18 protein-coding genes are annotated in these 22,002 nt (G+C 70.6%); 9 read left to right on the top strand and 9 right to left on the bottom strand.

The features are described 5' to 3' along the window. Positions 1-6: 6 nt before the first annotated feature. A complete protein-coding gene (locus EV187_RS14645) occupies positions 7-435 on the top strand; it encodes a hypothetical protein (protein ID WP_130353778.1) in 429 nt (142 codons plus the stop codon). Positions 436-510: 75 nt separating this feature from the next. Here the strand turns inward: EV187_RS14645 and ppk2 are convergent, their stop codons facing one another. Further along, positions 511-1,326 (bottom strand): polyphosphate kinase 2, encoded by an 816-nt coding sequence (gene ppk2, locus EV187_RS14640; protein WP_242609618.1) that lies wholly within the window; start codon positions 1,324-1,326, stop codon positions 511-513. A 477-nt stretch (positions 1,327-1,803) separates the two neighbouring features. On the opposite strand from ppk2, the gene EV187_RS14635 reads away from it, so the two are divergent. Further along, on the top strand, positions 1,804-2,406 hold the full coding sequence (locus EV187_RS14635; protein WP_130353777.1) for a DUF1697 domain-containing protein: 603 nt from the start codon (positions 1,804-1,806) through the stop codon (positions 2,404-2,406). A 119-nt stretch (positions 2,407-2,525) separates the two neighbouring features. Here EV187_RS14635 and EV187_RS14630 read toward each other — a convergent pair whose 3' ends face one another. Continuing rightward, positions 2,526-3,917, bottom strand: coding sequence for an HNH endonuclease signature motif containing protein (locus EV187_RS14630; RefSeq protein WP_242609617.1), 1,392 nt, complete (start codon positions 3,915-3,917; stop codon positions 2,526-2,528). Positions 3,918-4,488: 571 nt separating this feature from the next. Here EV187_RS14630 and EV187_RS14625 point away from each other — a divergent pair. Both EV187_RS14625 and EV187_RS14620 read left to right on the top strand, forming a co-directional pair. Further along, positions 4,489-4,920 carry a DUF1761 domain-containing protein gene (locus EV187_RS14625; RefSeq protein WP_130353776.1) on the top strand — a complete coding sequence of 144 codons (432 nt, stop codon included), beginning with the start codon at positions 4,489-4,491 and terminating at the stop codon, positions 4,918-4,920. A gap of 258 nt (positions 4,921-5,178) precedes the next feature. Next, entirely contained in the window at positions 5,179-6,576 is a 1,398-nt protein-coding gene (locus EV187_RS14620; protein ID WP_130353775.1) for an MFS transporter, read from the top strand. A 16-nt stretch (positions 6,577-6,592) separates the two neighbouring features. On the opposite strand, the gene EV187_RS14615 is transcribed toward EV187_RS14620, so the two are convergent. Beyond that, entirely contained in the window at positions 6,593-7,405 is an 813-nt protein-coding gene (locus EV187_RS14615; RefSeq protein WP_130353774.1) for an NAD-dependent epimerase/dehydratase family protein, read from the bottom strand. Positions 7,406-7,474: 69 nt separating this feature from the next. Next, on the bottom strand, positions 7,475-8,407 hold the full coding sequence (locus EV187_RS14610) for a hypothetical protein (protein WP_130353773.1): 933 nt from the start codon (positions 8,405-8,407) through the stop codon (positions 7,475-7,477). A gap of 141 nt (positions 8,408-8,548) precedes the next feature. Between EV187_RS14610 and EV187_RS14605 the strand changes: the two genes are divergently transcribed. From EV187_RS14605 to EV187_RS14595, 3 genes are all read left to right on the top strand, one after another. Further along, positions 8,549-9,658 (top strand): sensor histidine kinase, encoded by a 1,110-nt coding sequence (locus tag EV187_RS14605; protein ID WP_130353772.1) that lies wholly within the window; start codon positions 8,549-8,551, stop codon positions 9,656-9,658. Then, positions 9,655-10,332 carry a response regulator transcription factor gene (locus EV187_RS14600; RefSeq protein ID WP_242609616.1) on the top strand — a complete coding sequence of 226 codons (678 nt, stop codon included), beginning with the start codon at positions 9,655-9,657 and terminating at the stop codon, positions 10,330-10,332. Before EV187_RS14605 ends, EV187_RS14600 begins: the two co-directional genes overlap by 4 nt. A gap of 124 nt (positions 10,333-10,456) precedes the next feature. Then, positions 10,457-11,623 carry a hypothetical protein gene (locus tag EV187_RS14595; protein ID WP_130353770.1) on the top strand — a complete coding sequence of 389 codons (1,167 nt, stop codon included), beginning with the start codon at positions 10,457-10,459 and terminating at the stop codon, positions 11,621-11,623. Here the strand turns inward: EV187_RS14595 and EV187_RS14590 are convergent. Then, positions 11,607-12,797, bottom strand: coding sequence for a DUF2510 domain-containing protein (locus EV187_RS14590; protein ID WP_130353769.1), 1,191 nt, complete (start codon positions 12,795-12,797; stop codon positions 11,607-11,609). The two genes, EV187_RS14595 and EV187_RS14590, sit on opposite strands and share 17 nt — an antisense overlap. A 104-nt stretch (positions 12,798-12,901) precedes the next feature. On the opposite strand from EV187_RS14590, the gene EV187_RS14585 reads away from it, so the two are divergent. After that, positions 12,902-14,248, top strand: a complete 1,347-nt coding sequence (locus EV187_RS14585) for a coiled-coil domain-containing protein (RefSeq protein ID WP_130353768.1) — start codon at positions 12,902-12,904, stop codon at positions 14,246-14,248. A gap of 29 nt (positions 14,249-14,277) precedes the next feature. Here the strand turns inward: EV187_RS14585 and EV187_RS14580 are convergent, their stop codons facing one another. From EV187_RS14580 to EV187_RS14565, 4 genes are all read right to left on the bottom strand, one after another. Then, entirely contained in the window at positions 14,278-15,681 is a 1,404-nt protein-coding gene (locus EV187_RS14580) for an FAD-binding oxidoreductase (RefSeq protein ID WP_130353767.1), read from the bottom strand. A gap of 154 nt (positions 15,682-15,835) precedes the next feature. Continuing rightward, positions 15,836-18,718, bottom strand: coding sequence for an ATP-binding protein (locus EV187_RS14575; RefSeq protein ID WP_130353766.1), 2,883 nt, complete (start codon positions 18,716-18,718; stop codon positions 15,836-15,838). Between the two features lie 95 nt (positions 18,719-18,813). Then, positions 18,814-20,610 (bottom strand): acyl-CoA dehydrogenase, encoded by a 1,797-nt coding sequence (locus tag EV187_RS14570; RefSeq protein ID WP_130353765.1) that lies wholly within the window; start codon positions 20,608-20,610, stop codon positions 18,814-18,816. Positions 20,611-20,987: 377 nt separating this feature from the next. Then, the gene (locus tag EV187_RS14565) at positions 20,988-21,407 is read right to left on the bottom strand and encodes a hypothetical protein (protein ID WP_165391213.1); all 420 of its coding nucleotides are present in this window, start codon (positions 21,405-21,407) and stop codon (positions 20,988-20,990) included. Positions 21,408-21,493: 86 nt separating this feature from the next. Between EV187_RS14565 and EV187_RS14560 the strand changes: the two genes are divergently transcribed. Beyond that, a complete protein-coding gene (locus tag EV187_RS14560; RefSeq protein ID WP_130353763.1) occupies positions 21,494-21,988 on the top strand; it encodes a hypothetical protein in 495 nt (164 codons plus the stop codon). Positions 21,989-22,002 lie beyond the last annotated feature (14 nt).

Raw genomic sequence — 22,002 nt, 5'->3', positions numbered from 1 at the left:
CGGCTCGTGGCATCTCGCGTGAGCGGCCTGCTCCGGATCGTGCTGATCGTGCACGGCATCATCACGCTCGCCGCGGCGGTGATGCTCGCGGTGTTGCCGGCCGCGATCCCGGCCACCGTCGGCATCGAGCTGGACCCCGAGGCCTACCTGCTCTCGTACTTCCTCGCCGCCGCCGAGCTCGCGATCGCCATGCTCTCGCTCGGCGCGATCCGCATGACCGACCCGGCGGCCGTCGGGCTCATCGTCGCGGTCTTCGTGGTGTTCCACCTCTCGACCGCCGTGCTCGAGCTGGTCTACCTGGCGTCAGCCCCGGTCACCGGCGTGCTGATCGCCAACATCGCGGTACGCGTGGCGGCGGCGGCGATCTTCGTCATCGCCTGGCGTCGATGGCGTCGCCTTGCGACGACGGGCGTCGAGAGGCACCCGGCGATGTAGGGGAGGGCGCCCAGCGCCACCGTGTCGCTCAGGTACCGACGCTTGCTCAGGCGCGGTCGAGCAGGCTCGGCCGCGTCAGTCGACCGACGCCGTGCCGTCGATCAGCTTCTGCGCGACATCCGGCACCGTGTTCATCCACCCGCGCGGCGGTCGCTCGTACCCGGTGGACTCCGGACGCGGCGGGATCACGATCGCCTCGGGCTCGACCGCGTGCCAGGGCACCTTCGACAGCAGGTGGGCGATCATGTTGATGCGCGAGCGCCGCTTGTCGTCGCTCTCGACCTCGTACCAGGGCGCTTCGGCGATGTCGGTGTGCACGAACATCGTGTCCTTCGCGCGGGAGTAGTCCTCCCACTTGGTGATCGAGAGCACGTCGTTGGGGCTGAGCTTCCACCGCCGCATCGGATCTTCGAGGCGCGACCGGAACCGCTCCTCCTGCACGATATCGGACACGCTGAACCAGTACTTCAGGAGGATGATGCCGTCCTCCACGAGCATCCGCTCGAAGATCGGCGCCTGGTGCAGGAACCGGTGGTACTCCTCGTTCGTGCAGTACCCCATCACCCGCTCGACGCCGGCGCGGTTGTACCAGGAGCGGTCCATGAGCACGATCTCGCCCGCCGCCGGCAGGTGCGACACGTACCGCTGGAAGTACCAGCGCGTCCGGTCGCGGGCGCTCGGCGTCGGCAGCGCCACGATGCGCGTGACGCGCGGGTTCATGAACTCGGACACCCGCTTGATTGTCGAGCCCTTGCCCGCGGCATCCCGCCCCTCGAAGATCACCACGACCCTCGCGCCCGAGTGCTGCACCCACGCCTGCATCTCGACGAGCTTGGCCTGCAGCGCCGCGAGCTCGCGCTCGTAGAGCGCCTTCGGCATCCGTTTGGTCATTCGGCACCTCCCGCGTTCGAAGCCTAGGGCGGATGCCGCGGCGCCGCGCCGCGATCGCCGGATAGTTCCTCGTCGAGCTGCACGGTACTTCAATACTTCGGTACTTCGGTACCGCGTCTGCGTGCGGAGCCTCGCCCTCGAAGCCGGTACGTGTCCACTTCGCCACTTCGCCACTTCGCCACTTCGCCACTTCGCTACTTCGATACTTTGCCACTTTGCCACTTCGCCATTTCGCCACCTCCCCACCGGACCAGGCGGGTCATCCCGCTTCGGCAACGCGTCGGCGACCACACGAAGATCTCGCGCCACCGCGAACCACAGCGCAACACGATGGATGGAGCCGTCTGGTGCACGCCGAAGTCCCGGTTGCACTGGGCCTGCGGCCAGATCGACGCGATGACGACTGAGGATTCCCGAGACAGGGGTGGCACGCAGCGCCGGTCGCGGCATCCGCTTCGGTCTGGTAGCCATGTTCACATGACCGCCGCCGCTCAGAAGAAGTCAGCGGATGCCGCCCGCGCTGGCTCCTCGTTCGTCGCGCTGCTGCGGGGCATCAATGTGGGAGGCCGGAACCCGATTCGCATGCCCGAGCTCGTCGCGTGCTTCGAGGAGGCGGGATATGCCGATGTCGGCACGTACCTGCAGAGCGGCAACGTGCTGTTCAGCGCCGACGGCAAGAAGGGGCCGAAGCTCGAGGCGGCGGTGGAGGCGATGCTCGAGGAGCGGTTCGGGACGCCGCTGCTCGTCGTGATCCGGTCACGCGACGAGCTGGCCCAGACGATCGATGCCGCGCCAGCGGATCACGGATCGCCGAAGCTGCGCAGCGACATCTACTTCCTCAAGCACCCGCTCACGGCCAAGGAGGCGCTCGCCGCGATGCCCGAACTGCGCGAGGGAGTCGATTCCGTGGCGCCGGGCCCGGGCGCGATCTACTTCTCCCGGGTGGCGGCCAAGGCGACGAAGACCCGCATTCAGAAGTTCATGGCGATGCCGATCTTCCAGCAGATCACCGTGCGCACGTGGCGCACCTCCGTGCGGTTGCTCGAGAAGCTCGACGCGGCCGACGCGGCCCGACGCTGAAGGTACGGCTGCGCGACCGGCCGCCCTGGTCGGGCCGCGCGCGCCGATCAGGCGTCGGCAGCAGCCGGCCATCCTGCGGGTCAGTTCATGCCGCAGCATGCGAACCCCGGGCGTCACGCTCATGCTGCGACCACGGTTCGGGGGAGGTCGAATCGGGCGCGCCCGCCGAGTCGAGGCGTCTGCGCAGGATCGACGTGCGGTGGCGGGATGAACCACACCTCGTTGCGAGTTGCGCGGATGTCCCAGCCTTCGCGGTGAATTCTATGGTGGCAGAAGCTGCAGAGCATGACGCCGTTGGCAAGGTCGGTCGGGCCGATGTCACGATCCCACCATCTGATGTGATGGGCGTCGACGTACGCGATGTTCTGGCCGCAGGAGGCGCATCCGCCGTCGCGCTCGGCCAATGCGAGCCGCTGCGCCCGGCTGAACAACCGGGCCGCGCGGCCGAGGTCGAGCGGGAGCCTCTCGCCACCGAGCACGGCGGGAATGAGCTGGGCGTCGGCCGACATGCGCCGCGCCGTGGATGCAGAGATGGGTTGATCGATGCCGTCGATACGTGCGTGCCCGAGCCCGTCGACGAGCGAGTCGAGGTCGATGCGGACCACGACCGTGGCTTTCGCCAGTGGGGCGAGCGTCTGTTCGCAGCCGAGGGCGTGGCGAGCGAGCGCGGCGAGGGCGTCGGCCTGGATCTGGGGAATCGAGCGGCGGTCGTCGATGACCGGGCCAGAATCCCCGGCGCTCGGCTCGCGGCGGCGAAGGACGTCGCTCACGAGCGCCTCGATCGCCGCCTTGACTGGCGCCGCCGTCTCGGGATCGAGGCGCGCGTGCAGGTGCACCACACCCGCCCCGTCTTCACGCATCGTGAGCGAGCGTTCGCTGCGGAGCTCCTCCTCGCGCGGTTCGACGCCGTCGCGGTCGAGTCGGGCCTCCGCCTCGCGGACTCCGCGGATGAGGAGCTCGAGCGGCACCCGAGCGGCGAGGTCGACCAGTATCGCTTCGGTCGTGTCGGCCAGTGCGGGATCGGCTCGAACCCGCACGCGCTCGAGCATCGCCGTGATCGCGGAAGCCGCGTCGACACCGATCGTGGCGGAGTCGAGCGCGGCGGCGACGTGCGGATGCCGCGCAGGCAACCGCTCACCGACGAAGGAGTGTCGCTCCGCGGTGGCGGTGCCGACCGCGATGAGCTTCGCCGCGTCGCTTCGGGACGCTCCGGTGGATGCGGCGATGAGCCGGACCGGGTTGTGGAACCCCTGCGCCCTGGCGAGGCTGGACGAACCCAGCTCCGAGCTCGACCGCTTCGACACCTCGGCGGCGACGCGCGCGAGCAGCGCCTCGGCGTCGCGTCGAACCCGGGCGAGTGCGTCGGTCACGCGTACGAGCCCGGCGTCGCTCATCTGCTCGACCTCGGCTTGCGTCGCTCCGACGATCGCGCTGAATGCCGGCATCGCTCCGCCCCATGCCGCACGCAACTCCTCGATGTCACGTTCGATGAGGTGGAGGGGCTGTTCCATGTCTCCATCCTGCAGGGACCCACTGACATTGCGCGGCGGTGAAATATGGGCTGATCAGGGATATTGGCTGTGAGTAACTGCACTTGCATCCTCGTTGTGGAGGACAGGTGAGGTCAGCTGTTGTGGAGGACAGGTGAGGGTCAGCGTTGTGGAGGACAGGTGAGGGTCAGCGTTGTGGAGGACAGGTGAGCGTCAGCGTTGTGGAGAACAGGTGAGCGTCAGCGCCCTCGTCGAGATCGCGGGGCGTCAGCACGCACGGCCAGAAGTGAAGGGCACCTCCTTCATCGACCCTACGTGGGGAAGCCCTCATCGACGTCACGTGGGCGAATCGCGTCTGACACGTACGGCCTGCGCGTCGCGGCATCCGCTTCGCCTGGTCGCAGGGCGCACGTGAGGCCGGTGCTGAGCGAAGACCCCGAGCGGATGCCGCGGGCGCAGCGTCGCGGCATCCGTTCGGCGCGCTGCGACCCACCGGAACCGCCGCGGGAGTACGCTCTCGCGCAGCGGCAGCACGGCGACAGCAGCGCGGCGCGACGATGCGCGGCCCCGGCCGCGACGAGGAGGCGGAGACATGGTCCCCGAGATCAACTACTGGGCGGTACTGCTGGCGACGGCGTCGAGCATGGCCGTGGGAGCGATCTGGTACGCGCGGGGCGTGTTCGGCACCCGGTGGGCGAAGCTCGCGAACGTCGACATGGATCGTCCGGGCGCGAGCGCGGTGATGCCGCTGGTCCTGACGGTGCTCGTCAGCTTCGTCACGGCCTGGGTGCTCGCGGGCGCCTCGACGATCGCGTGGCACTTCTACGGCGGCGGCTACCTGGTGGCGGCGCTCCTCACGGGAGTGATCCTCTGGGCGGGCTTCACGGCCGCGCGGTTCATCACGCACGACGCCTTCGAGGGCCGCCCGTCGTCGCTCACCGTGCTGAACATCGCGCACGAGCTCGTGACGATCGTCGTCATGGCCGTGATCATCGGCGTCTGGCCCCCGGCCGGCACCGTCTGAGGGAGCTCTCGCGGCCGGCCGCCCGAGCGAGTCCCCCAACGCGGGGTTGCCGCGCAACCGGGATGGAACGACGGAGTTGTGCGTTCCAGACGCGGTACCTCGGTACCTCGCTACTTCGGTACCTCGGTACTTCGGTCCTTCGGTACCGCGATCTCGTTGAGCCGTGTCGATCTCCCAGATCCCCGTTCGACGCCTGAGTAGAAGCATCCTCGAGACATCCGTTCTCGAGCCATCCGCACTCAGTGAAGGACAGTGATCATGTCAACACCTCGGGCACTCCGGCCCCTGCGCAACCCGGCCTACCGCTGGCTGGCCGCGGCACTCGTGGCGTCGATGGTCGGCGCCGGCATCTGGATGGTCGCGCTCGTCTGGCAGATCGTCGCCATCGGCGGCGGCGCGGCCGAGCTCTCCGTCGTCGCCGGCGCGACGGCGGTCGGCATGCTGCTGACCACGCTGCTGGGCGGTGCGCTCGCCGATCGGATGTCGCAGCGGCGCATCCTGTTCGTGGTCGAGGTCGTGCGGGCCACGACGGTCGGCATCGTCGCGCTGCTCTCGCTCACCGGCGGCCTCGCCGTGTGGCAGCTCGCGGTCGTCGCATTCATCGGCGGCGTGATGGCCGGCCTGTACTACCCGGCGTACTCGGCGTTGCTGCCGAGCGTGCTGCCCGAGGACGAGCTCATGGCCGCGAACGGCTTCGAGGGCATGGCGCGGCCCATCCTCATGCAGGCCGGCGGTCCGGCGCTGGCGAGCGCACTCATCGCGATCTCGTCGCCCGGCGCCGCGCTCGCCGTAACCGCCCTGACCGGTGTCGTGGCGGCGGTGTGCATCCTGAAGGTGCCCGAGGTGCCGCTGCGCGGCGAGCGGCCCGAGCCCGAGCCCGGGGGCGCCGAGACCGCAGACGGCGTCACGCGGCATCCGGCCGTCGCCCTGCTCACCGACGTGCGCGAGGGCTTCGTGTACATGGTGCGCACCCCGTGGCTGCTCGGCACGCTCACGTTCGCGTCGCTGCTGATCTTCCTGATCGTGGGCCCGTTCGAGGTGCTCGTGCCGTTCGTGATCAAGGACGTCGCCGCCGGCGGCCCCGAGGACCACGCGCTGATCCTGGCCGCGTTCGGCATCGGCGGCGCGGTCGGTTCCGCGATCATCGCATCGCTCCGGATGCCGCGGCGCTACCTCACCGTGATGAACCTGCTCTGGGCGTTCGGATGCCTCCCCCTCGCGGTGTTCGGCCTGACCGACCAGATCTGGGTGATGGCGATCGCGGCGTTCCTGGTCGGCGCGGCGTTCAACGGCGGCGTGGTGATCTGGGGAACGCTGCTGCAGCGCCGCGTCCCGGGCGAGATGCTCGGCCGCGTCTCGAGCCTCGACTTCTTCGTCTCGCTCGCGTTCATGCCGATCTCGATGGCCATCGCCGGGCCCGCCGGGGAGTCGCTCGGGCTGCCGGTCGTGTTCCTCATCGCGGGGCTCGCGCCGCTCGTGATCGGCGTGGTCGCGATCATCGCCGCGCGGATGCGGCGCGATGAGATCGCCAACCCGATCGACGCAGTCGAGGCCGAACTCAGTGCCGCAGAGGCCGCCGAGGCGCCTTCCTTCGCAACGGATGCCGCGGAGCTCTCCCGCTCGTCGGTCGACGAGCTCGTGGCCACCGCCGCCTGAGCTCAGCTGCCGAGGCTCACCAGGTGCCGCCGACGGGGTGCTGCTCATCCGTGAACACGCCCCCGAGCGGCGCCCGGGCGTCGGGCTCGGGCGGCTCAACCCCGTCGCGCTCGATCGCCACCGCGCGAGCGTCGTCCTGCGGGTGGTAGCCGATCGCGAATCCGGCATCGAGCGAGAACCAACCGGGTGCGTTGGCGGAGACGCCCCACACGATGTGGTGCGCACCGTCGTCGAGCGCGAGACCGGCCTCGATGAGCCGGGCCATGTCGCCGGGCGAGAGCCATTGGGCTGTCGCTCGACCGTCGCCGGCATTGGCCGTGAAGGCGCAGATGCGCGCGCTGACGACCGACATCCCGAACCGGTCGGCGTAGAGGCTGCCGAGCGCCTCCATGGCGGCCTTGCTGACGCCGTAGTAGGTGTCGGGTCGCGGAAGCGGCGGCACGGCCGCGCCGGCCGCGGCGACCGGCTGGAATCCGACGGCGTGGATCGAGCTCGCGAGCAGCACCCGATCGACCCCGGTGCGCCGTGCTGCTTCGAGCACGGTGTGCGTGCCGTCGATGTTGACCCGCAGCAGGTCCGCCCACGGCCGTTCAGACGCGAGGCCCGCGAGGTGCACCAGCCCGGATGCCCCGTCGAGCACCTCTTCTATCCCCTCGGCGTCCTCGATCGACACGTCGTGCCAGGAGATGTCGTCGCCGGGCTCGAATTCGGCCGGACTCGTGTCCACGAGACGCAGCATCCGGCCCGGGCGCCGGAGGAGCGGGACGACCGCGCGTCCGATCCGCCCTGAGGCCCCGGTGATGACGACGGTCTGCTCGGGTGACGACATCAGGCCTCTTCCTCGTGGTCTGGATCGGTTCAGGGGCTGTCTGCGACAGCATCCCCTCGATGACGGATGCTACCCAACCAACGTGATCCCGCGACGGTTTCGTCGCAGCACCATGACCGTGGCCACCGCCGCGAGTCCCGCGAGCGCGGCGGCGACCGCCAGGGTCTCGCCATCCGGGCGAACGACGCTCTGCCCGCGAATCGCCTGCCAGGTGACGAGCAGCACGACCGCCGTGTAGCTCATCCCAGACACGGTGAGCAGGCGGGCACGGGTCGTGGCATCCAGGCGCGTCCACCGCAGCAGCGCCCATGCGAGCAGCGGCAGCACCTGCAGGGCGTGCAGCCCGATGAAGTGCCCCACGCGAAGGTCGCCGTGCTCGAGGCTCCAGCCGGTGATCGGCATTCCGGCGCCGCCATCCGCGGCGCCGACGGTGTGTCCGCCGGAGTCGTTCCAGGCCTTGTTGAAGATCATCGTGACCGCCGCGAGCATGCCGAGCACGCAGATGCCGATTCCCCAGCGAAGCCCCGCCGCCAGCCCGGGATCCAGTCCGCGCTGCCTCAGGGCGAGCACGCCGGCGGCGATGGTCGCGATCAGCACGAGCGACACGATGCCGCCCATCGCGTACCACACCGCGGCATCCAGGTCGCTGGATTCGTTGTAGTGGCTGGTCGTGCCGCGGAGGACCTGCATCTCGACGAGCACGATCTCGGCGACGAGGGCGACCGTGATGACGGTGCCGAGCGCCGCAAGCAGCCGGGCGTGGCCCCGAACGTGCGACAGGATCCAGCGCAGCGTCAGCAGGTAGACCGCGATCGAGAACGAGAACTTGGCGGGCTTCATCCAGGCGGGCGCCCCCGTGAGCACGGTCGGATCGACGATCAGGCCGACGACGGCGATCGCGAACGCGACGGCGCTCAGGCCGGCGCCGACCGCGAGCACGGCGCCTGCCGCCGACGGGCGGGGGGAGGTGCGGCGAGGAGTGGTCGGGATCGTGGTGGTCATGCCTCGATGCTCCGCGCCGGTCGAGCCGCCGTCATCGCACCGGGGAACGCCTCGTTCTCGTACCACGGTACGAGGCGAGAACCCGTCCGATACGGTTTCGTTGAAGCCAGGCCCAAGGCGAAAGGCCGAGAGGAGCGACGCATGATGCGAGCTTCCGTCGCGGCGGGTTCACGGGTCACCGACCTCGTCTACGCCGGCATCGCCCTTGTCGCCGCGATGCTGGCCGTGGTCGGCGCGCAGTTCCATCCCGCGGTCGTGGTCGCCATGCTGATCGCCCTGGTGCCGTGGGGGCTGCTCGTCGTCGGCGTCGAGCTCCCCCAGCTCGCCTTCGCGGCCCTCGCGATCATCCCCGTGATCCCCGTCATCGCGCTCTCCGAGATCGGCGCGGCGCTCTTCGTCGGCTTCGCGGCCGCCAGCCGGCTCGCCAGCAGGTCCGACGACCGCTGGTTGGTCGGCACGGTCACCGTCGTCGTCATGGTGCTCCCGTTCGTGCCGTTCCTGTTCGGGGTCGAGTGGGATGTGGGCGCGATCTACTTCGCGTTCGGCGGCGCGTTCAGCGTGCTCGTGGGGGTGCTCCTGCGGCGCGCCACGCGGCTGGCCGACGAACTGCGCGCCGCCGAAGGCGAGCTGGCGGATGCCGCGGCCCGCGACGAGCGGCACCGGCTCGCCCGCGACGTGCACGACCTCGTCGCGCATTCGCTGACGGTCGTCGTGCTGCACGTCGGCGGGGCACGTCGTCTGCTGCGCACGGATCCGGATGCGGCAGAGGCGGCCCTCATCGAGGCCGAACGCGTGTCGCGCGAGAGCCTCGACGCCATTCGCGGGGCCGTCGGGATGCTCCGGGATGACGACGAGTCCGAGGCGGGATCCTTGGACCTCGAGCGACTCGTCACGACATATCGCTCGGCCGGGCTTCCGGTGGTGCTGAGCATCCGGGGCACCGCCGAGCCGTTGTCGCTGCCGCTCCGGCTCACGCTCTACCGGGTCGTGCAGGAGGCGCTCGCCAATGCCGCCCGGCACAGCGCTCCCGGCACGTCGGCCAGCGTGGAGATCGGCATCGACGATCACGCCGTGGTCGCCCGGGTCTCCAACGCGTTCACGCCGACCGGCGAGACGGATCCCCGTCCCGAAGGCTACGGGCTCGTCGGGCTGCGGGAGCAGGCCGCCTCGCTCGGCGGCGAGCTCAGCAGCGGGCCAGATGGCGACTCGTGGGTCGTCGAATGCCGGCTCCCCGTCGGGGGTGCCGCGTGACCGCGCCGCTCCGGCTCCTGCTCGTCGACGACCAGGCCATGGTGCGAGCCGGCCTCGCGCTCATCCTCGGTGCCGAATCGGACATCTCGGTCGTCGCCGAATGCGCCGACGGCACGGGCGTGCTGCCTGCGGTGCGCGCACACCGGCCCGACCTCGTGCTGATGGACGTACGGATGCCGCGGATGGACGGCCCCGAGGCGACGCGGCAACTCCGGTCGGTCCCGGATTCCCCTCCCGTGCTCGCCCTGACGACGTTCGACGACGACGCGGTGCTCTGGGGAGCGCTGACCGCCGGCGCCGCGGGCTTCGTGCTCAAGGACAGCCCGGCCGAGGACCTGATCGCGGCGGTGCGTGCCGTCGCCGCCGGGGGAGCCTGGCTGGACCCACGGGTGCTTCCCCGAGTGCTGGCGCGGGCGAAGGATCGTGCGCCGGCGTCGCCGGCGGCGAGCCGTGCCCTCGAGCAGCTGACCCCACGCGAGCTCGAGGTGCTGCGCCGCATCTGCCGAGGGGCGAACAACCGCGAGATCGCGACGCAGCTGCGCGTCGGAGAGCGCACGGTGAAGTCGCACGTGTCGGCGATCTTCCTGAAGCTCGGCGCGCGCGACCGGGCGGCGGCGATCATCGCCGCCTACGACGCGGGACTGAGCATGCAGCCTCGGTCCGATCGACCCTGAACTGCCCTGACGCCCAGCCCCGACCATATGATGGAGCATGGCCGGCTTCAGGGTCAGGAGCAGACGCAGCGCGCGACAACTCGGAGTCCACGACGCCGACGTGGCGAAGCGGGCTGGAAGGGCCTTGGTCGCCGCAGACGAGCGCATCCGTGTCACGACCGACGAGCTCGGCTTCGCCGAGGCCCTGCTGGGGGCCGACGCCACCACGCAGCTGGGCGAGGCGCTCGTCGCGGTGCGCAGGCAACTGAGTGAGGCGTTCCGGTTGAACCGGCTCAATCACGATGTCGTCCCGGGTACCGCCGACGACGTGCGGGCCCGTTACCTGCGCATCGTCGAGATGTGCGAATGGGTGGAGGGCGTGCTCGATGAGCAGACCTCAGCACTCGCCGACCGGGTCGGGCGGGCGCGCCGTGCGCCCGAGATCATCGCCGGCGTACGAGCCGACGTCGAGCATCTGCGTGCTCGCGTCCCGCACGCGCGCGACACCATCGACCGCCTCGCCGCCCGCTACTCGGGAGAGGCCCTCGCCCGAGTCGAGGCCAACCCGGCGGAGGCCGAGCAGCTGCTCGGGTTCGCCGAGCACAGCGTCGCGGTGGCCGAGCGGCGGCACGATGCCGGCCGGCGCGAGCAGGCGAGCGTCGCGCTCGAGGCATCCGTCGAATCGGTGCGCCGAGCAGCGACCCTGCTCGATGCGGTGGAGACCTTCGAGGTCGAGGCGTTGCGAGCGGAGTCCGCGCTCGCCGCGGTCGTGGAGGAGTGCCGTCGGGACCTCGCGGCCGCGCTCGAGGAGCCCCCTTCCCGCCGCGTCGCCGATACGATCGGCGAGCTGCGGGCAGCCCTCGCCGCCCTCCCGCCGACCGGCGTCAACACCGACCCGTTCGCGCACCTCAGCCGACTGCGGGAGGCGCAGGCGGTGTTGCATGCCGCCGTCAACGCAGCCCGCGAGCACGCGACGGACCTGATTCCGATGGTGAACCACGTGCACCATGCGATCAAGGACGCAGACCGGCAGCTCGATGTCGCACGTGATGTCATCGCCGGCAACCAGGGCTGGATCGGCGCCGAGGCCGTGACCCGGCTGGCCGAGTCCGAGCGCATGCGGATCGAGCTCGGTCACGTCCTCGGCAGCTCCGCGGCGGCGATCCCCGTGATCGGCGAGCACCACCGAGCGCGGGCGATCGCGATGGCCGGCCACGTCGCGCGCCTCGCGAGCGAAGCCCTGCGCCTGGCACGGCGCGACATCGACGCATCCCGACGGCGCTCCGGCAGGCTCGCTACGGCACGTTCGTGAAGGTCGCGCTCGGATACACGAAGCTCGGAGCAGCCTCGAGCGTGAGGGAGCTCGGGTCGTCGAGCGACCAGGCGGCCCTCCAGCTGACCGACCCGCCCGGCTCGACCGTGGCGGTCGGCGGGATGCCGACGTCGTCGCCCGGGCCGGTGACGTCGTTCCCGATGTCGAAGATCTGGCTCACCTCCTGATCCCCCGATAAGAGGGTCGGGAGCGGCAGGGGCTGCAGGTCCTCCGTCGAGTCGTTGGTGATCGTCAGCGTGAACACGACGTTGTTCGCATGCGTCGCGCCGACCGCGAACTCGCTCGGGGTGTACGGCTCGGGCACCGAGACCGTCAGTGCAACGCCGTCGTCCCAGGTCATCGTCTCGCCGAACGCGAGGTCGCCCGGCACGGGCGCATCGGGTTGCCCGAGGTCGGGCTGCCCGCCCGGGCCATCCTCGCCCGGCAGCGGGAACACGGGCACGTCGGGGATCGAATCGTCGATCTCGTCGAACACGGTGCCGATCGACCCGACGACGAAGGTGACGAACATGACGATGCCGACGATCGCGGCGATGATCGACACGACGAGCCCCGTGATCGCCGCCCACTTCGCGCCACGGAGGAACAGGCCGATGAGCGAGAGCACGAACGCGACGGGCACCAGGATCCATGCCACGCCACTCACCGGCGGGATGAGCGTGAACACGAGTCCCACGATCGCGACGACGAGTCCGATGATGCCCACCAGGTTCGGCCCCGGGTTCGACGGCTCGGTGAACGGATGCTCCGCGAGCACCGTCGTGGAACCCGCCCCGTAGCTCTCCGTCGTCCCGTCGGGGTTGGCGCCGACGGCCCCGTAGGGCACGGTCGGCGTGACATCCGCATACGTGTTGGACGCGTCGCGCCCATACGTGCTGGACGGGTCCCTCCATGAGCCTGGCGTACTCGCGGCGCCGCCAGAGCCCGACCCGGCGGCATCCGACCCACCAGACCCCCAGACGAAGGGGATCGTCGGGCCGTCGTTCCCGGCGGGGAGCACTTCGGTCGCCGCCGAATCGGGCCCGACCTGCGATGGCGGCTCGGCCACGGGCCCGGGCGCCACGTACTGCGTCCAGGCGTCGCCGTCCCAGTACCGCCGCCCACCCGACCCGTCTTCGTACCAGCCGGCGGGCGCCCTCGTCGGGTCGCTCATATCTCGATGGTGACAGAGCGGGCGCGCCATCGCATCGGTGAAGGGCGCATCCGGCCTCCCGCAGACCACAGCAGGCTCCCAGCGCCGCCAATAGGATCGGAGGCATGGCCGGATTCTGGGGCAAACGTAAGCGCGAGGATCCTGAGCTCCAAGCCCAGGACGCCGACTTGGCGAAGCGGGCGGGTACCGCCCTGGTCGCCGCCGACGAACGCATCCGCGTCACCACCGACGAGCTCGTCTTCGCCGAGGCCGAGCTCGGGCCCGACGCCACCGCCGACCTGCGCACCGCGCTCACGGCGGTGCGACGGCACCTCGGCGAGGCGTTCCAGTTGAACCAGCTCAATCACGACGAGATTCCCGACACGTCCGAAGAGCTGCGAAACCGCAACGCGCGCATCGTGCAGCTGTGCGAGTGGGCCGAGGACCTGCTCGACGAGCGCACCGCGGCACTCGCCGACAAGATCGCGCGGGCGCGGCGGGCACCCGAGATCATCGCCGGCGTGCGAGGGGATGCCGCGCTCCTGCGCGCCCGCATTCCCCACGCCCGCGAGACGATCGAACGGCTCGACGCCCGCTACGCGCGAGAGGCGCTCGCCCAGGTGGAGGCCAACCCCGCGGAGGCCGAGCAGTTGCTCGGGTTCGCCGAGCACAGCGCGGGCGTGGCCGAGCGGCGTCGTGAGGCGGGGCAGCGCGAGCAGGCCAACCTCGCGCTCGAGGCATCGACGGAGTCGGTGCGCCGAGCGGCGGCCCTCCTCGATGCGGTGGAGACCTTCGAGATCGAGGCCCTGCGGGCCGAGTCCACGTTGGCGGCGATCGTCGAGGACTCCCGCGGCGACGTCGCCGTCGCCCTCAAGGAACCCCACTCGCCCGGAGTCGAGAAGGCGATCGGCGAGTTGCAGGCGGCCCTCGCGTCGCTTCCGCCCGTCGGCGTCAACACCGACCCGTTCACCCAATTGGACCGGTTGCGCGAGGCGAACTCGGGGCTGGATGCCGCGATCGCCGCCGCCCGCGAGCGCGCGGCACGTCCGATCCCGCCGCTCGAGCACGTGCGCCATTCGATCGACGATGCCGACCGCCAGCTCGCCGTCGCGCGTGACGTCATCGCCGGCCACCGCGGCTGGATCGGCGCCGACGCGCGCACCCGGCTGGCCGAGTCCGAGCGCATCCGGGCCGACCTCGACCACTTCCTCGGCCGATCGGCGTCGACGGTCACCGTGATCGACGAGGACCAGCGCGAGCAGGCGATGGCGATGTCCCGGCGGGTCGCGTACCTCGCGGCCGAGGCCCTGCAGCTGGCGCGGCGCGACATCGACTCGTCTCGCCCGCAGGACCCCGGGCAGTGGGGCGGCCAGGGCTGGGGCGGCGGTCGACGCGGCGGCGGAGGCGACATGATGGGCGGCATCCTCGGCGGCCTGGTCATCGGCAGCGTGCTCGACGGCATCTTCGACTGAGCACGGATGCCGCATGGCATCCGTCGCAGTCAATGCGAGGGCGGGATGTTCGGGTTGATGTGGAACAGGTTGTCGGGGTCCCAGCGGTCCTTGAGACCCACGAGCCGCGCGTACGACTCCGGGCTGAAGCCGGCGCGCACATGCGCATCGCCGATGCTCGCCTCGAAGTTGAGGTAGACGCCGCCTGTCGTGAACGGCGCCATCGCCGACGACGCTTCGCGGACCCAGCCGACCTCACGCTCGGTGTCGGCCGGGTCGGTCCATGCGGCGATCGGATGCCACATGTACGGCGCATCCCGATGGCCGAAGGCCGTGGCCTCCTCGTCGACGGCGCTGATCGCGCCGCCATGGCGGAACAGGATGGAGTAGCTCATCGGGCTGGTGGCCCGGCGGCCGTGCTCGACGAAGGCGGCGATGGCGTCGTCGCTCAGCCCTGCGAGGTGCTCGCCGCGGTGGTAGTTCAGCCAGCCCTTCGGGGAGAACGGGTCGACGATCGTCTGGAACGCGGTGTACGGCATGCGGTCGATCCCGTCGGCGGCCGGCGGGCCGCCGATCTGCTTCGAGAGGGGACGCAGCACCTCCTCGCCCTCGTCGGCGTCGCCGGCGAACATGGCCAGGATCATGACCGCCGGCTTTCCGTGGAGCTCCGGGGGAATGAAGGGCTCGGGCGGCGCGCGGAAGACGATGAACGCGCTGCCCACCTCAGGCGGCGCGGCCTCGATCCACTCGCGCCAGGCGCGGCCGATCTCGACGGCGTCGTCGAGCGGATGCACCACCAGCCCCGCCATGACGATCGGGTCGAGTTCATGCAGCCGGAACTCGTACGACGTCACCACGCCGAAGTTGCCGCCTCCGCCGCGAAGGCCCCACAGCAGGTCGGCGTTCTCGTCGGCGCTCGCCGTGACCACACGGCCGTCGGCCGTCACGACCTGCGCCGAGAAAAGGTTGTCGCACGCGAGTCCCCACTTCGTGGAGAGCCAGCCGTAGCCACCGCCGAGCGTGAAGCCGCCAACGCCCGTGGTCGTGACTCGCCCGCCCGGCGTCGCGAGGCCGTACACCTGCGTCTCGCGATCGAACTCGCCCCAGAGCACGCCGCCGTTCGCATGCGCGACGCGTGCGTCGGGATTCACGTGCACGCCCTTCATGCCCGAGAGGTCGATGAGCACGCCGCCCTCCGTGGCACCGTTGCCGGCCACGCTGTGACCGCCGCAACGCACGGCCAACGGCAGCTTGCCCTCGCGAGCGAGCGCGACGGCGTCGATGACATCGGCGGTTCCCGAGCAGCGCGCGATCAACGTGGGCCGCTTGTCGACCATGCCGTTGTAGACGGCGCGAGCGGCGTCGTAGCCGTCGTCTCCCGGCCGGAACTGCCGGCCCTGGAAGGCCGGTGCGATCTCGAGCGTTGCAGGTGCGTTCGGGGCTGAGTTCTCCATGAGGATGCCTCCTGATCGCTGACGCCGCGGAACGTGTCGAGCGCGCGCTGCTAGGCGTGACGTTTCCACCGCCCATCTGCGCTGTCAAGACCGGGAGGGGCCGAGGTCGACGACCGTGTGATGCCGAGCGGCATCCTCGCCCCGGGCGAGCTGATCAGGCCAGCCCTCGCTCCCGGGCGTACATCGCCGCCTGGGTGCGGTTCTCCGCGCCGATCTTCATCAGGATGTTGCGAACGTGGTTCGCTGCCGTGTGCTCGCTGATCACCAGTCGCGTCGCAATGTCGCGATTGCTCCGGCCCTCGGCGATGAGCGCGATGACCTCGCATTCACGCGCGGTGAGTCCGCCGCCGTCGAGAGCGGATGCCTCGGAGCCGACCTCGAGGGCCCGCAGCACCCGCACCATGCCGGCGGGCTCGGCGATCGCCCGCGCGCGCTCGGCGTAGCCGGCTGCCTCACGCGAGCCCGGATCGACCCGGCCCAGGTGCGCGGCCGTCGCCGCGAGCGTCCGAGCGACGTGGAGTGGGGCATCCGTGCGCTCGGCGAGGTCGAGCGCCCGTTCGAAGCGCTCGAGCGGTGCTCCCGTGCCGATCAACGACTCGACCTCGCCGAGATAGCAGTCAGCGGGACCGAATGGCGCGACGAAGAGGCCCGACATGAGGTTGAGGCCGGCGTACTCCGACAGCAACGGGTGCAGTCGTTCGGCGGCAGCCGCATCGCCGAGCCAGAGGGCTGCCTCGGTCATGAACACGAGGCGGGCCGCCCATTCGGCGGAATCGCTGGCGTTCGGCGCGATGTGCGCGAGCTGCCAGTCGAGCATCCGCCGGGTGGGCCCTTCGAGTCCGAGCTCGGTGTAGAGGGCGAGCAGGCCGGGCGGCCAGAGCTCGGTGGGCGACTCCTCACCGGTGATGAGTCGGCGAACCGGCTCGATCCGTCCCGACTCGCGGCGCAGCATGTAGGTCTGCAGGGCGTTCGCACTCGAGTTGGAGTCCTCCCGGAAGACGCTCTCGGCCTGCTGCAGCTGTCGGCACGCGATCGCCGCCTCCTCGAGGCGCCCGCCGATGAGGGCACGACCGAAGCGGATGCACACCACCCAGTAGGGCCAGTGACCGCCCCATTGCCGACTCATCTCCTGGAGATCTCGCTCGGACTGGTCGAGTCCGGCTCGGTCGCCGAGGAGGTAGCTGTTGGCGAACACGTTCAGCGTCGCCGCGCCGATCCACTCGCTGTGCATCGGTCGGGTCAGGGCGAGCATCTCGGTCGCGCGTTCCTGTCGCTCGATGACCCCCCGGGGTCGCACCGTCATGGTGACGGTCGAACGGAGCACGGATGCCAGCACCAGCGGGTCACCCGTCGCGCGGGCGAGGTCGAGCGCTTCGTTCCCGATCCGCTCCGCCTCGTCGACGGCGCCGGTGAATGCTGTCGCGCGGGCGAGTGCTCCGAGGGCTTGGACGTACAACGGGTCGTGTTCGTCCGGCGGGATCGACGCGAGTCCGGCCGAGAGCAGCTCGAGTGCCCGATGCCCGAGCAGTCCCGGCCGCCACGAGGCATCCTCGTACCCCATCGCCGCGCGCAGGCGCAGTCGTGGGTCGCTCGTGTCGCTCACCCGCTCGTAGACGGCGCGCGCCCGCGCCGTGTCGGCCGCGAGGTCCCACGCGGCTGCCGCGCGAAGCAGCAGCTCCGCCTGCTCGTCGCTGTCGGGGGAGATCCCGGCGGCCTGCTCGAAGAGCCGGGCCGCGTCTTCATAGGCGTACCGGTCCTCCGCGAGCTCGGCCGCCCGGATCAGGTAGGTCACCGCCCGATCGCCGAATCCGAGGGCGCGGGCGGCCGCGTAGTGGAACGCGAGGCGCTGGATGCGCCGCGGCGCCGCCGGGAAGTCCGATTCGAGCACCTGCGCGATGCGCGCGTGGGTGCGCAGCAACTCGGTGCTCGGGATGGTGTCGATGACGGCCTGACGCGCGATGGCGTGCGGGAAGCGGTAGTGATCACCGGCCAGGCGTGGCGGATCGATGAGGCGGGCGCGCACTGCGGCATCCATCGCCGCGAGCGTGACGTCGACGGATGCCGCGCTGACACCGATCATCTCCACCAGGTCCACCTCCTGGCCGAGCACCGCGGCGAGCTCGAGCACGGGGCGATGGGCCGGTTCGAGCGTCGCGATGCGGGATCGCACCAGGTCGCCCACGGAGTCGGGCAGCTCGATGACGCGCCGACCTCCCCGACGTTCGGCCTCGACGACCCGACGCCACATCGCGCGAAGGAGGAACGGGTTGCCGCTCGTGAGTTCCTCGAGCACGTCGGCCGACTCGCGAGCAGTGTCGCGCGAGATGCCGGCGCAGATCGCGACGTAGTCGGTGATCTCGTCGGTGGTGAACGGGGCGAGCTCGATGCGCAGCACCCCGCTGAGCCGCGACAGCGACGCGAGCGCGTCCGCGAGCGCGTCCGACCGGTCCGGCGGAGCGTTCCGAAGCGTTCCGACGAGCAGCAGGCGATCCGCGACCGTCTCCTCGACCACCCTGCTGAGCAGCCGGATCGCCGCCGGGCCGGCCCAGTGCAGGTCGTCGAGCACGAGCACCATGGGCCGCTCCGCGGTCGCGGCGCGCAGCACGTCGACCACCGCGGAGAACACCCGCTCCTGCCCGACCGACTTGTCCGCGGCATCCTGCACCGATCGATCGAGCACCCGCTCGAGGAGCTCGACCGACTCCGAGTCGGAGCCGTCGGTCGCCGCCGTCCCGAACGCCGGCATGAGCGCGCGCAGCGGCTCGTCGAACGGCTCGAACGGTGCGCCGAGCTCCTGGATGCACGACCCGACCAGCACCGCTGCGCCGTCCGCGCGGAGCCGGCTGCAGACCTCGCTCACCAGCCGCGACTTGCCCGATCCGGGCTCGCCGCTCACGAAGAGCGCGCGTCCGGCACCCCCGACCGCGTCGGCCCACGCCGACTCGAGCGCTGCGACCTCCTCATGTCGAGCGACGAACGGCGGCTGTCCGGATGTCGTCCAGCCGGCCGGCAGCGCCGGGGCGGACCATTCCCCCATGTGCTCACGATAGTGCGCCCGGGTTCCGGCGGCGATGACGCGAATTGACTACTGCGATTAGTCCCGCGGCACGTTCGTGAAGGTCCCGTACGAACTCAGACGCGCGCCCCACGGCGCACGACGTCGCCGAGCGCGTCGGCGTCCAGGGCGAACAGGTCGCGCGAGCCGGCCGTGGCGGCGCCGGCGAGGCCGCCCGCCTGCGGCAGCAGCTGCTCGGCGTAGAACCGGGCCAGCGGCAGCTGCGACTCCGCGATGCCGTCGTCGTCGAGTCCGCGGGCGGCGAGCGCCGACTTCGCCATGAGCCAGCCACCCAGCACGAGGCCCCAGATGCGCTGGTACGGGGTCGACCCCGACAACACGGCGTTGGGCTCGGTCGCGCCGGTGCGCAGCATCCACATCGTTGTCTGCTCGAGGGTGTCGAGTTGCGCGTTCAGCTGCGTGCGGATCGAGGCGAACTCGTCTCCGGCCGCCGCGAGCTCGCTGTCGAGCTCGCGCATGGTGGCGATGAACTCGAGTGCGGATGCCCCGTCGCGAACCGGGAGCTTCCGGCCCACGAGGTCGGCGGCTTGGATGCCGTTGGTGCCCTCGTAGATCGCCGCGATCCGCACATCGCGGTAGTGCTGTGCTGCGCCGGTCTCCTCGATGAACCCCATGCCCCCGTGGATCTGCAGCGCGAGCGAGGTGAGCTCGTTGCCGAGGTCGGTGCCGAACGACTTGCACACCGGAGTGAGCAGGCCCACGATCTCGTTCGCCCGGGTGCGCACGGCGGCGTCGGGGTGGTGCGTCGACACGTCGGTGTAGGTTGCGGTCAGCAGCATCATGCGGCGCATCGCGGCGATGTATGCCTTCTGCGTCATGAGCATGCGGCGCACGTCGGGGAAGTCGATGATGGGGGAGTCTTGCGTCGCGCCGATCGCGCGGCCCTGGCTGCGCTCCCGCGCGTAGTCAAGCGACTGCTGGTAGGCGAGCTCCGACACGGCGAGGCCCTGCATGCCGACCGAGAGGCGGGCGCTGTTCATCATGACGAACATGATGCGCATGCCGATGTTCTCTTCACCGACGAGGTAACCGGTCGCGTCTTCGTACGAGAGCACGCAGGTGGGCGAACCGTGGATGCCCATCTTGTGCTCGACGCCGACGGTGTGCACCCCGTTGCGCTCGCCGAGCGAGCCGTCGTCGTTCATGAGGAACTTCGGCACGATGAAGATCGAGATGCCCTTCGTGCCGGCGGGCGCGTCGGGGGTGCGGGCGAGCACGAGGTGCACGATCTGCTCGCTGAGGTCGTGGTCGCCGAAGGTGATGAAGATCTTCTGGCCGGTGATGCCGTAGCTGCCGTCGGCGCGCTTCACCGCCTTCGTGGTGAGGGCGCCGACGTCGGAGCCGGCGTGCGGCTCGGTGAGGTTCATGGTGCCGGCCCACTCGCCGCTGACCATCTTCGGCAGCCACTGCTGCTTCTGCTCGTCGCTGCCGTAGTGGAGGAGCGCCTCGATCGCGCCCTGCGTGAGCAGCGGCGCAAGCGCGAACGCCATGTTCGCGGTCGTCATGAGCTCCTGGATGACGAGGCCCACCGTGCGCGGGAATCCGCCGCCGCCGAACTTCTCGGGCAACGGAACCGAGCCCCAGCCGGCGTCGACATAGGCGGCGTACGCCTCCTTGAATCCGGTCGCCGTGCTGACGGTGCCGTCGGGGTTCAGTCGCGCTCCCTCGAGGTCGCCGGCACGGTTGGTGGGTGCCACCACCTCGGCCATGAAGTTGCCGGCCTCGTCGAGGATCTCGGAGACCGTCTCCAGGTCAGCGTGCTCGTACCCGGGGAGCTGCGCGACCGCGTCGTAGTCCAGGACGTGCTCGAGGATGAAGGCGATATCGGCTGTCGGGAGTCGGAATGCGCTCATGCCCGCAGCGTAACTCCGGTTTCGCCGGCGGGCCGTGATCTCTGCGGGTTCCACGATGCGCGTCATCAGGCCGCTGGCGAGTTTGGCGGCATCCCACAACGCGGCGTCTTGTACCGGCGGAGATGGTCCCCGAGATCAACAACTGGGGCGCCCTGTTGGCGGCGGCGTCGAGCATGGCCGTCGGAGCTATCTGGATGGACCATGGTCGCGTTCCGCGTCGGGCGCAGTCGCCCTGCGCAGCAGCTCGAAGTCCACGACGCCGAACTGGCGAAGCGGGCTGGACGGGTGTTGGTCGCCCGCCGACGAGCGTATCCGCGCCGCCACCGACGAGCTCGGCTTCGCCGAGGCGGAGTTGCGGGGATGCCGCGACCGGGTAACTAAGCGAGGCGCTCGCCGCCGCCCGCAGACATCTGAGTGACGCGTTTCGCATGAACCGGCTCAATCACGATGCGATCCCCGGCAGTGCCGACGAGGTGCGGGCCCGCTACCTGCGCGTCGCGGAGCTGTGCGAGCTGATTGAGGACGAGCTCGATGAGCAGACCTCGGAGCTCGCCGAGCGCATGCGGCGGGCGCGGCGTGCGCCCGAGGCCATCGCTGCTGTGCGAGCGGATGCCGCGGCGCTTCGCTGCCGTATCCCGCACGCCCGCGCGACCATCGACCACCTCGCCGCCCGCTATGCACGAGCGGCGCTCGCCGACGTGGACGGCAACGTCGCCGAGGCCGATCAGCTGCTCGGATTCGCCGAGCACAGCGCCGGCGTGGCCGAGCGCCGCCGTATGGCTGGACACCGCGAGCAAGCGAGTGTCGCGCTCGAGGCATCCGTCGAATCGGTGCGCCGAGCATCGGCCTCCTCGATACGGTGTAGACCATCGAGGTCGATGCGTTGCTAGCGGAGTCCACGCTGGCCGCGCTGGTCAAGCAGTCCCGTCGTGACTTCGCCGCCGCGCTCGAAGAGCCCCGCTCTCGCCGCGTCGCAGATACGATCGGCGAGCTGCAGGCCGCCCTCGCCGCCCTCCCGTCGGCCGGCGTCAACACCGACCCGTTCGCCCACCTGAGCCGACTGCGCGAGGCGCGCGCGGCGTTGGATGCCGCGATCGCCACTGCCCGCGAGCGCGCGACGGACCTGATTCCGCTCGTAGACCACGTGCATCACGCGATCAGGGACGCAGACCGGCAGCTCGATGTCGCCCGTGATGCCATCGCCGGCCACCCGGGCTACATCGGCGTCGCGGCCCTGACGCGGCTGGCCGAGTCCGAGCGCTTGAGGAGCGATCTCGGCCACTCGCTCGGCAGTTCCGCGGCGATCAGCTCCGTGACGGACCAGGATCAAGGAAAGCAGTTGGTTGGATGGCCAGCGTGTCGCGTCGCTCGCGGGTGAAGCCCTGCACCTGG

Source organism: Agromyces ramosus (genome assembly GCF_004216665.1).
GTDB classification, from domain to species: domain Bacteria; phylum Actinomycetota; class Actinomycetes; order Actinomycetales; family Microbacteriaceae; genus Agromyces; species Agromyces ramosus.
This window is presented reverse-complemented; position numbering and strand designations above follow the sequence as displayed.

Bases quoted from the DNA above. Each gene is read 5' to 3' on its own strand.
- EV187_RS14580 (WP_130353767.1), bottom strand. From the start codon at position 15,681: ATGGAGAACTCAGCCCCGAACGCACCTGCAACGCTCGAGATCGCACCG.
- EV187_RS14605 (WP_130353772.1), top strand. From the start codon at position 8,549: ATGATGCGAGCTTCCGTCGCGGCGGGTTCACGGGTCACCGACCTCGTC.
- EV187_RS14575 (WP_130353766.1), bottom strand. From the start codon at position 18,718: ATGGGGGAATGGTCCGCCCCGGCGCTGCCGGCCGGCTGGACGACATCC.
- EV187_RS14570 (WP_130353765.1), bottom strand. From the start codon at position 20,610: ATGAGCGCATTCCGACTCCCGACAGCCGATATCGCCTTCATCCTCGAG.
- EV187_RS14630 (WP_242609617.1), bottom strand. From the start codon at position 3,917: ATGGAACAGCCCCTCCACCTCATCGAACGTGACATCGAGGAGTTGCGT.
- EV187_RS14610 (WP_130353773.1), bottom strand. From the start codon at position 8,407: ATGACCACCACGATCCCGACCACTCCTCGCCGCACCTCCCCCCGCCCG.
- EV187_RS14615 (WP_130353774.1), bottom strand. From the start codon at position 7,405: ATGTCGTCACCCGAGCAGACCGTCGTCATCACCGGGGCCTCAGGGCGG.
- EV187_RS14635 (WP_130353777.1), top strand. From the start codon at position 1,804: ATGACCGCCGCCGCTCAGAAGAAGTCAGCGGATGCCGCCCGCGCTGGC.
- EV187_RS14585 (WP_130353768.1), top strand. From the start codon at position 12,902: ATGGCCGGATTCTGGGGCAAACGTAAGCGCGAGGATCCTGAGCTCCAA.
- EV187_RS14620 (WP_130353775.1), top strand. From the start codon at position 5,179: ATGTCAACACCTCGGGCACTCCGGCCCCTGCGCAACCCGGCCTACCGC.
- ppk2 (WP_242609618.1), bottom strand. From the start codon at position 1,326: ATGACCAAACGGATGCCGAAGGCGCTCTACGAGCGCGAGCTCGCGGCG.
- EV187_RS14590 (WP_130353769.1), bottom strand. From the start codon at position 12,797: ATGAGCGACCCGACGAGGGCGCCCGCCGGCTGGTACGAAGACGGGTCG.
- EV187_RS14625 (WP_130353776.1), top strand. From the start codon at position 4,489: ATGGTCCCCGAGATCAACTACTGGGCGGTACTGCTGGCGACGGCGTCG.